Raw genomic sequence first — 252 nt, forward strand, 5'->3', positions numbered from 1 at the left:
GGGCGAGGTATCCGGCGCGGATCCGCGCCGGATCCTGCAGCGGGACCAGGTCGGGAAATGTCTTCTGGTCGTCGAACAGGCGCGCTTCCTGTACCGCGGCGAACAGTTCCGGCCAGGCCTGGTCCGGGGAGACGGTCGTGGCTGTCTTCGCGGCTGCCGGCGCCGAAGCGGGCGCCGCGATTTCCGCATGCGCCGGCGGGATCGCTGCACCCAGCAGGACCAGCAGCAGGCCGGCGGAAGCGACATCGGCGG

Annotated in this window: 1 pseudogene; it reads right to left on the bottom strand. The window is 71.8% G+C overall.

Features of this window, described 5'->3' with window-relative positions:
• Positions 1-252 (bottom strand): annotated as a pseudogene (locus tag SB822_RS59130) (alpha,alpha-trehalase); the annotation flags it as partial.

Source organism: Paraburkholderia sp. SIMBA_054, from assembly GCF_046534875.1.
GTDB lineage: Bacteria > Pseudomonadota > Gammaproteobacteria > Burkholderiales > Burkholderiaceae > Paraburkholderia > Paraburkholderia hospita.